Here is a 7400-nt window from a genome sequence, read left to right as displayed (position 1 = left end):
GTGCCCACACAGATTGATAGGTTTATATTGTTAAAGAGCGTTTCTCTACAAAAGAGAGGCTTTCCAGCCTTTTACTTCGCAAGTTCTTTGAACTCTCTCGAAGTGGACGGCCATTTTAGCCAGTCGATGTTTTCTGTCAACTCTTTTTTTAAAGTTTTTTACTTTAGAAAGCGAAGCTTTAAAAACACCCCTTCTTTGCTGCTGAGCCTTGGTGGCTTGCCCTCAGAAGGTGGAGCGCATTATAGGTAGGTAAGGTAATTTGACAAGCTATTTTTGAAGTTATTTTTAACTTTTGGTTTGTTTGATTAAGATTTCGCCTCAAAGGCTAAAAAATCACTCTTTTTTAACACTCTCGGCAAGTTGTTTACTAAAAAGACTCACTTTGCTCCAATTTGTGTATTCGACTTCTTTACTGGTATCCGTTTCACCACCAGTCATTTTCATAATTAATCGAATCATGTTTTTATCAAACCAATTGTATCGAGGATAAAGTAGTGCACCTGCAAACACACCAATCTTGCTAGGCTGCCATTTAGATTTTTTAAGAAAGGTTTTAATGTAAGCACTGCCTTCCGGTGTATCTTTGCCTTGGTCTTCTTTTCTGGCAGTTAGATTGACACAGAAAAAAGCCGCATTACTCGAATCCAACTGTTTATGGTGGTCATCTATAAACTGATATAGCTTTTTGTTGAGATGGCCATAACGTATAGAGGCACCGATCACCACCAGCTGATAGCTATCTATGTCTAAGCTTATTGATTGATGTAGGTCGACAGTTTCACAATCCCAACCGATTAATTCAGCTTGGATATAATTCATGATCTTTTTTGTCTGACCTTCCCGTGAAGAGTGAAGTAAGAGTGCTCTCATAAGTCCTCTATCGTATGTGACCGCTAACTGCGCCAAAAAGTCGGTGTTAATAAGATAAGCAATGTAAAAATTTCTAATCGCCCAAACAGCATTGAAACGATAAGTACCCATTTAGCACTGTCGTTGATTCCTGCAAAATGCTGCGCGACATCGCCCAAACCTGGGCCTAAATTGTTTAATGTTGCGGCGACCGCAGAGAACGCCGTAAGGTCATCTAACCCAGTTGCGATTAGTGCAAGCATGCAAACAACAAAAACTAACGCGTAAGCGGAGAAGAATCCCCATACTGCATCAACGACGCGCTGAGGAAGTGCACTTCCTCCAACTTTAATAGTATAAACCGCTCTCGGATGCACTAAACGTTTCAATTCACGGGCTCCTTGTAAGGTAAGTAATAGAATACGAATTACCTTCATGCCGCCTCCCGTCGAACCGGCACACCCCCCGATAAAGGATGAAAACAACAGTAATACGGGTAGGAATAGAGGCCAGTCAGCGAAGCCGGTTGTTGAGAAACCAGCGGTAGTTGATATTGACACAGTGTGAAACAGTGCTTGATCAAACGTATCGTACACACCATTGCCAGACGTGTGAAAAAGCAAAATAATAAAACAGACCACAAACAACAAAGCTTGGATAAAGAAGAAAAATCTGAGTTCAGGATCTTTCCAGTAGTACTTAGGATGAACGCCACCTGAAGCCAACGCCGCAAAGTGCAGGGAATAGTTACAGGCGGAGATCAGCAAAAATACGACTGTGATAAGGTTAATAGCGTAGCTGTCAAAGTAACCAATACTCGCATCATGAGTTGAGAAGCCACCGATTGCGATTGTAGAAAAGCTATGTCCAATGGCATCAAATAGGCTCATACCTGCAATCCAATATGCCAAAGCACAGGCGATGGTTAGACTCAGGTAAATGTACCAAAGCGCTTTAGCCGTCTCTGCAATACGTGGCGTCATTTTACTGTCTTTCACCGGACCCGGTATCTCAGCGCGATATAGCTGCATTCCACCAATGCCTAATACTGGTAAAATCGCGACTGCTAATACAATGATACCCATCCCGCCAAACCATTGCAGGAACTGTCGGTAGAACAAAATCGCTTTCGGCAAATCGTCCAACCCAACAATAACAGTTGCACCAGTCGTGGTTAACGCCGAAAACGACTCAAAAAACGCATCCGTGACTGAAATGTCCGGCGTATCAGAAAGCAAAAAGGGTATAGAACCAGCACTACCGAGTACGGTCCAAAATAGTACAACAATGAGAAAGCCGTCTCTGGCTTTGAGCTCGCGTTTGAATCGTCGGTTTGGAAACCAGCACAAACCGCCACAAGCCAGAAGTAAAAAGAATGTGGTGACAAAAGCCACACCCGCACCATCTCGATAGATAAAGGCCACCAGCGCTGGTGCTAACATAGAGACACTGAACAGTGCTAAAAGCAAACCAATGATTCTGACTATCGAGCGAACTTGCATAGCGGAAGGGTTACCTTAAGTTTTTTGTTTTCACAATGTGAGATGATGAATCGCAATACGTCCCGAGCTTTTGTTGGTTAGCAAGGTTGAAAACTCTTCAACTCGCTTCGCTTCTAGCTCTAATACCAGCTCGACATTATTCTGATAGTGTGCACTTACTTCGACAATTTCATAATTTGAGTAAAGTGCTTGAACAATCGACACTTGTTCGTAGTCTAACGTTAACTTCACCTGTTGAGTGATTTTTTTGTCTATTGTTTGAAGCAGCTTAAGTGCTTGCTGGACGCCACCACCATACGCTTTGACCAGACCACCTGTACCGAGTTTTATCCCTCCTGAATAACGCACGACCACAGCCGTAATCTCACCGACACCGCTACCTGACAGCTGTGCTAATATCGGTTTACCTGCGGTTCCTGATGGCTCTCCATCATCACTGAAGCCTCGATTCACCGAATCTTCAGGTCTACCGGCGATAAAGCCCCAACAATGATGTCTTGCCGTTGGGTGTGCTTCTTTCACCGATTGAACAAACCGTTTGGCCGCGTCAACAGAAGGGGTGTGCTCCAAAAACGTTATAAAAATACTTTTTTTTATTTCTTCTTGGAACTCTGCTTGTTGCTCTGGTACCAAATACGGGTTCAAGTTCATTTCAACAACTCATTCGACAATCCAGCCACAGAGTTTATCAAAAATACGCTTATCTATGTTTTTATTAACTCTCTCGTTTTGCCTAGCTCATTGTTAACAATCTGTTAAATCAAAATTGAATATTACGCATTCTGCTCCAATACTTAACTGGTCTAACCAGAATTTGGATTTATCATGTTCCAGTCCAAACATATTCGAGTATCAAGCGACAAAGACAACATTGCACGAATGCTTTTTTGTTCTCCTGGGTCTGTCAACACGCTATCTCAAGACGTGCTAATGAATCTGTCACTGGCGATAAGCACCATTGAAGAAAACAGCTCCTTGATAAGCGGTTTAATCATAGAGTCCGACAAAAAAGACTTTATTGTGGGCGCCGATATTAATGAATTTCTGACCCTCTTTTCACAACCCAAACAAGATTTAGAGAGTTGGCTGATTGAAGCCAATAACCTGTTTTGTCGAATCGAGGATCTTCCTTTCCCCACGCTTTCCAAAATACGGGGCTTTGCATTGGGAGGTGGATGTGAGTGTGTACTCGCTACCGACTTTAGAATCGCTGATAGTAGCGCCAACATAGGCTTACCCGAAACCAAACTCGGTATCTTCCCAGGCTTTGGCGGATGTGTTCGCACGCCTAGATTGCTTGGGCTCGATAAAGCTCTCGAAATCATTACCAGAGGAAGTGTCCTTAACGCGGAGCAATGTCTTGAAATTGGACTGGTTGACAGCGTGACTCAACCGGATTTACTTGACGCTGTATGTCTGACTACATTGCATCAAGCCATCAACCAACAAATTGACTTGAAGTCTCTTCGATTAAAAAAAACTTCTCCGATGCCAATCGCTGGCAGTGAAGCAGAAATGTCATTTATTCACGCTAAAAGTCGGGTGATGGCAAAAACTGGAAGACACTACCCGGCACCACTTGCCGCCATTTCGGCTATTGAGGATGGGTTGTCTCACGATAGAAATCAGGCGCTGGATTACGAGCGAAAGTATTTCGTAGACATCACGCAAACCCCTCAAGCCACAGCGTTAACTGGGTTATATCTAGCAGATCAGTATGTGAAGAAGAAATCAAAACACTGGTTAAATATCGACAAAAATCATCAGTCCAACTCTTCTGACGATAATGCAAACACTACCAATCTCGCCGTAATTGGAGCCGGAATTATGGGAGGAGCGATCACCTATCAGGCTGCATTATCTGGATTAGCAGTAACCATGAAGGACATCACTCAATCAGGTTTGGATATCGGCAATCAAGAAATAACGAATAAGCTGGTCAATCTAGTCAAAAAACATCACCTTTCGGTTTCTGAAATGGCCAACGTTCTAAACCGTATCTCGCCCACTTTAGACAATACTGAGTTATCCCAAAAACAGTTAGTGATTGAAGCTGTAGTTGAAAATAGGGAATTAAAACTGCAAGTTCTAGCTGAGTTAGAACAGGTCTGTAATTCTAATTGTGTCATCGCAAGCAATACCTCCACCATTCCAATCGACGAATTAGCCCAGACACTAAAAGCACCTGAAAATTTCTGTGGTGTGCATTTTTTTAATCCAGTGGAACGAATGCCGCTAATCGAAATCGTTAAAGGCGCTCACACATCAAACAACACGATTGCCGAAGCAGTGAATCTCTCACTTAAAATGGGAAAAACACCCATTGTCGTTAACGATTGTGCCGGTTTTTTTGTCAACCGGGTTTTGTTTCCCTACCTTGCAGGTTTCAGCCAGTTGCTATCTGAAGGGGTGAGTTTTGAACGCATCGACAGAGTCATGACAGAAAAATTCGGCTGGCCAATGGGGCCTGCACTGCTGATTGACGTGATTGGTATTGATACAGTTGTCCACGCAAGACAAGTCATGGCGCACCATTACCCTGAGCGCATGCCACTTCAGCCGAACGATATCCTTAACCAAATGTACGACCACCAGCTATTAGGACAAAAAACATCGGCTGGTTTTTATATTCACAGTAAAGACAAAAGAGGGCGGCCAACCAAAAAGGTTAATCAAGATGTGTACACGCTGCGCATCAAGCAAGAAAAGCAAACCACTGATAACAGTATTTCAGATTCAACCATCATCGAACGTTGCATGATCCCTTTATTAAACGAAGTCGTTCTATGTTTAGAAGAGAGCATCATTGATTCGCCTCAAGAAGCTGACTTAGCACTGGTTTACGGTTTAGGGTTCCCCTCATTTCGTGGTGGCCCTATTCGCTACCTAGAGCAATTGGGAATAGACCACCATATCAATAGATGCCTAGCGTATTGCCAATTGGGCTCAATTTACCGAGCTCCAGATACTTTGCAGAATAAACAGCGGGATAGAAGTGGCTTCTTTTCATCAAATACTCGTTCGGGAGAAATCCTATGAATTCAGTCGTTATCATTGATTGCATTCGAACCCCAATGGGACGTTCTCAAAATGGGGTATTTAGACATGTTCGTGCCGAAGATTTATCTGCACACCTTATGTCTGAAATTTTGAAGCGTAACCCTAACGTCACAGAGGATATTGATGACATTTTTTGGGGCTGTGTTCAGCAAACCAAAGAGCAAGGTTTTAATATAGCCAGGAACGCAGCATTGCTAGCCGGTATTCACCACTCTGTACCAGCAGTGACCGTCAATCGTCTTTGTGGTTCTTCCATGCAAGCACTTCATGATGCTTCTCGAGCAATTATGGTTGGTGATGCGGAAGCTTGTATCGTTGGTGGGGTCGAGCACATGGGGCATGTTCCAATGAACCACGGTGTCGATTTTCACCCCAACCTGTCGAGGTATGTATCCAATGCGGCCACCAATATGGGACTCACAGCGGAAAAGCTTGCTCGTGAATTTGGCATCAACCGAGAGCAGCAAGACGCGTTTGCACTTCGCTCCCATCAAAAAGCTAGGTACGCCAGTGAAAATGGCTTGTTTGATTCACAGATCATCCCCACCTTAGGACACGACAAAAACGGCGCACTGGTTTCTGTTGTGCAAGATGAAGTTATTCGCTTTGACGCCAATCTAGAATCTCTAGGGCAACTTAATCCGGTTTTTGACCCGATTAACGGCTCAGTCACCGCTGGTAATGCCTCGGCATTATCAGATGGCGCTTCTGCATTGCTTGTTATCTCGGAAAACAAGGCAAAGCAACTCAATCTAAAACCAATCGCCAAGGTGCTATCAACCGCGGTCGTCGGCTATGAACCTTCATTGATGGGTTATGGTCCAGTTCCAGCAAGTCTAAAGGCGCTAAAAAAAGCGGGGTTAGACGTTAAAAGTATCGATCTTATCGAGCTTAACGAAGCCTTTGCGGTTCAAGCCCTTGCTTGTATTCATGGACTGGGACTTGAAGAAGTTTGCGATGAAAAAATAAATATTAATGGTGGCGCTATTGCGCTTGGTCATCCGCTGGGTTGCTCTGGAACAAGAATATCGACTACCTTGTTGAGAGCGATGCAAAATCAAGACGCTACACTAGGGTTAGCTTCCATGTGTATTGGTATGGGGCAAGGAATCGCAACCGTTTTTGAAAGGCTAAACTAAAAAGAGCCGTACGGCGGCTCTTTAGCTTTCCTTTACTTAACTGCTCAAGTAATACAAGTTACAGACTTTTCAAACCCCATTTTTCAGCAGTTTTCTTGAAGAAACCTTGAGTGGTTTTCAATTCAATCCAGTGATTCACGTAGTTGATCCATACCTGATCATCTTGAGGCATTAGCATTGCAATAGGTGTTGGGCGTCGAGGTTCAGAGACAGGGACGATAGAAAGCTGTTTGTACTTGGTCACCAAAGTAGCCGCCTCAACGTTAGACGTCACCATGGCATCTGCTCGATTGGCTAACAGCTCTTGGAAGTCTCGCGCAGGCGCTTCAATTACAATATGCTGTGCTGACGGGAAGAACTCTTTCACCAATTTTTCTTGAACTGTACCCAGCGTAGACGCCACTTTTATATCAGCTTTATCAAAGTCACTCCAATCAATGAACTTCTCTAGGTTTTTGGTAGGAACTAAAGGAACAAACGCTAAATAAAAGTAAGGCTGACTGTAACCCGCCACCTTCGCTCTCGACATACTTAGCGATGCACTACCCGTGATATCGTACTTGTTGGCGGTGACACCACTGACTAGTGTTTTCCAATCGGTTGCCACATATTCGACTTTGACACCCAGGTCTTTTGCCAATTCAGTTGTAACATCGATATCAAACCCTTGATAGCTATTGGTTGCTGGATCTTTCACCGTCATCGGATTCCAATCCCCTGTAGTTCCAACTCTCAGAACGCCAGAATCTAAAATCGCATGCAAGCGACTCACGTCAGCGGCATGTGACGTAAAAGCAAGTAAACTTAAACCTAATGCGAGGAGGTATTTTTTCATTTTATTGTCCTTAAT

Annotated in this window: 7 protein-coding genes; 3 read left to right on the top strand and 4 right to left on the bottom strand. The window is 43.7% G+C overall.

Annotated elements, in window-relative coordinates; translation table 11 throughout:
• A partial coding sequence (locus tag ACXAFJ_RS13555; RefSeq protein WP_475324030.1) for a hypothetical protein occupies window positions 1-249 on the top strand: 249 nt, incomplete at its 5' end.
• An 84-nt stretch (window positions 250-333) separates the two neighbouring features.
• On the opposite strand, the gene hemG is transcribed toward ACXAFJ_RS13555, so the two are convergent.
• The 3 genes from hemG to ACXAFJ_RS13540 are packed head-to-tail and all read right to left on the bottom strand — an operon-like array spanning window position 334 to window position 3002.
• On the bottom strand, window positions 334-870 hold the full coding sequence (gene hemG / locus ACXAFJ_RS13550; RefSeq protein ID WP_475324029.1) for a menaquinone-dependent protoporphyrinogen IX dehydrogenase: 537 nt from the start codon (window positions 868-870) through the stop codon (window positions 334-336).
• Window positions 871-893: 23 nt separating this feature from the next.
• Entirely contained in the window at window positions 894-2351 is a 1458-nt protein-coding gene (locus ACXAFJ_RS13545; RefSeq protein ID WP_475324028.1) for a TrkH family potassium uptake protein, read from the bottom strand.
• Between the two features lie 30 nt (window positions 2352-2381).
• The gene (locus ACXAFJ_RS13540) at window positions 2382-3002 is read right to left on the bottom strand and encodes a YigZ family protein (protein ID WP_475324026.1); all 621 of its coding nucleotides are present in this window, start codon (window positions 3000-3002) and stop codon (window positions 2382-2384) included.
• Between the two features lie 171 nt (window positions 3003-3173).
• Between ACXAFJ_RS13540 and fadB the strand changes: the two genes are divergently transcribed.
• Window positions 3174-5390 carry a fatty acid oxidation complex subunit alpha FadB gene (gene fadB, locus ACXAFJ_RS13535; RefSeq protein ID WP_475324132.1) on the top strand — a complete coding sequence of 739 codons (2217 nt, stop codon included), beginning with the start codon at window positions 3174-3176 and terminating at the stop codon, window positions 5388-5390.
• Window positions 5387-6550 carry an acetyl-CoA C-acyltransferase FadA gene (gene fadA / locus ACXAFJ_RS13530; RefSeq protein ID WP_475324025.1) on the top strand — a complete coding sequence of 388 codons (1164 nt, stop codon included), beginning with the start codon at window positions 5387-5389 and terminating at the stop codon, window positions 6548-6550. The genes fadB and fadA overlap by 4 nt, the downstream gene beginning before the upstream one ends.
• A 58-nt stretch (window positions 6551-6608) precedes the next feature.
• On the opposite strand, the gene ACXAFJ_RS13525 is transcribed toward fadA, so the two are convergent.
• Window positions 6609-7385: a transporter substrate-binding domain-containing protein gene (locus ACXAFJ_RS13525; RefSeq protein WP_475324023.1), complete on the bottom strand. Its 777-nt coding sequence runs from the start codon at window positions 7383-7385 to the stop codon at window positions 6609-6611.
• Between the last annotated feature and the right edge of the window lie 15 nt (window positions 7386-7400).

This window comes from Vibrio sp. ABH4_348, from assembly GCF_056159765.1.
Note: the sequence above shows the minus strand (reverse complement) of the source record. Positions and strands in the feature narration are given on the sequence as shown.

What these genes read in the sequence shown, in the direction of transcription:
- hemG (WP_475324029.1), bottom strand. Translation starts at nt 870, where the DNA reads ATGAGAGCACTCTTACTTCACTCTTCACGGGAAGGTCAGACAAAAAAG.
- ACXAFJ_RS13525 (WP_475324023.1), bottom strand. Translation starts at nt 7,385, where the DNA reads ATGAAAAAATACCTCCTCGCATTAGGTTTAAGTTTACTTGCTTTTACG.
- ACXAFJ_RS13540 (WP_475324026.1), bottom strand. Translation starts at nt 3,002, where the DNA reads ATGAACTTGAACCCGTATTTGGTACCAGAGCAACAAGCAGAGTTCCAA.
- ACXAFJ_RS13545 (WP_475324028.1), bottom strand. Translation starts at nt 2,351, where the DNA reads ATGCAAGTTCGCTCGATAGTCAGAATCATTGGTTTGCTTTTAGCACTG.
- fadA (WP_475324025.1), top strand. Translation starts at nt 5,387, where the DNA reads ATGAATTCAGTCGTTATCATTGATTGCATTCGAACCCCAATGGGACGT.